Consider the following 1,571-nt stretch of genomic DNA (forward strand, 5'->3'; position numbering starts at 1 on the left):
TACCTCGAAGCCGAGTTCTACCTGCACGCCGTCACCGGCCGCGGCCTCGCCGACGCCATGACCACCGGCACCGGCACCCGCGGCGGCGTGACCGGCGGCCGCGCGGTCCGCTTCGAAACCAAGGCCGCCCGCCAGTACGCCCAGGAAATCGCGGCCGACGAGAAGGCCCACGTCCAGTTCCTGCGCTCGGCGCTCGGCTCGGCCGCCGTCAGCCGCCCGGCGATCGACCTGCAGTCCAGCTTCACCGCCGCCGCCCAAGCCGCCGGCCTGGTCAAGCCGGGCCGCAGCTTCGACGCCTTCGCCTGCGAGGAAAACTTCCTGCTCGCCGCCTTCCTGTTCGAAGACGTCGGCGTCACCGCCTACAAGGGTGCCGCCCCGCTGATCACCAACAAGACCTACCTCGAAGCCGCGGCCGGCATCCTCGCCGTCGAGGCCTACCACGCCGGCAACATCCGCAGCGCCCTCTACCAGCGCGGCGACGGCAAGGCCACGGTCAAGCTGTCCAACGCCCGCGACAGCCTCGACGGCCCCGCCGACGACGACCAGGGCGTCATCGACGGCCACGGCAACGCCAACATCGTCCCCACCGACGCCAACGGCATCGCCTACAGCCGCTCCCCCGGCCAGGTCCTCAACATCGTCTACCTGACCAGCAAGGCCGCCACCTCCGGCGGTTTCTTCCCCAAGGGCGTCAACGGCGAGGTCAACACCAGCGCAGCCAACTGACCGGGCGCGGGGCCGGATCGCCGTCGGGGCGGTCCGGCCCCGCTCCCACCCGGCCTTGATCCGAGGACACGCAGAAGGCCGAGGACGCCATCGCGATCGTGCACGAGCACAGCAGCAGCGGAATCGGTCCGGAGGTTGAGCAGCTGCACAAGCCGCTCGCGGAACTGGGCCCGGAAGTCAGGGCTACTATTGTCATGTTCTCGTCGGCGTCTGCTGCCCTTGAACTCCGGCTGCTCGCCGAGGGCCGGTCGCCGCCACGACCCTGGAGTGATCCGGCGGTGGCGACGACCGGCGGACGCCGCCGCTTTCGGCGTCCCCGGCGGCGGATGTCCTGCTCCGCCACCAGATTGCGATCGCTGTCCCGGCTTGAGCAGCGAAGAACGGCCACCTCGGGCTCCAGGAGGTTCGCGGAGCCCGAGGTGGCCGTCCGGGGACGACCGCCCGTCGGCGGCCGAGTCGGTGTTACTTGTTGGTGCCCGGCGTCAGCACCTTGTCGATCACGAAGACGGTGGCGTTCTTCGTGGGGATGTTGCCGCACAGGATCTTCGCGCCGTTGATCGTCATGTTCTCGCCGGAACCCTCGATCTTCACCGGGCCGCCGGCGGTGTTGAGCGTGTCGACCGAACCCGCGCTCGCGAGACCCTTGGCGTCGTAACGCTTGCCGACCACGTGGTACTGCAGGATCGGCGCCAGCTCGGCGGGCTTGCCGGCCAGCTCGGCGAACTTGGCGTCACCCAGCGCGGCGAACGCCGGGTCGGCCGGCGCGAACACCGTGATGGCCTCCTGGCTGTTGAGCGTGTCGACCAGGTTGGTGGCCTTGACCGCCGCCACCAGCTTGGTCAGCA

General features: G+C 70.1%; 2 protein-coding genes. One reads left to right on the plus strand and one right to left on the minus strand.

Annotated features, from left to right (window positions below):
• The coding region (locus C2L59_RS46550; RefSeq protein WP_103355985.1) for a ferritin-like domain-containing protein at positions 1–726 on the plus strand (726 nt) is incomplete at its 5' end.
• 462 nt (positions 727–1,188) lie between these two features.
• Here the strand turns inward: C2L59_RS46550 and C2L59_RS46555 are convergent.
• Positions 1,189–1,571, minus strand: a 383-nt coding sequence (locus tag C2L59_RS46555) for a fasciclin domain-containing protein (protein ID WP_146060494.1), incomplete at its 5' end; no start/stop codon positions are given.

Origin of the sequence: Amycolatopsis sp. CA-128772 (assembly GCF_002904295.1) — a bacterium.
Lineage (GTDB): Bacteria > Actinomycetota > Actinomycetes > Mycobacteriales > Pseudonocardiaceae > Amycolatopsis.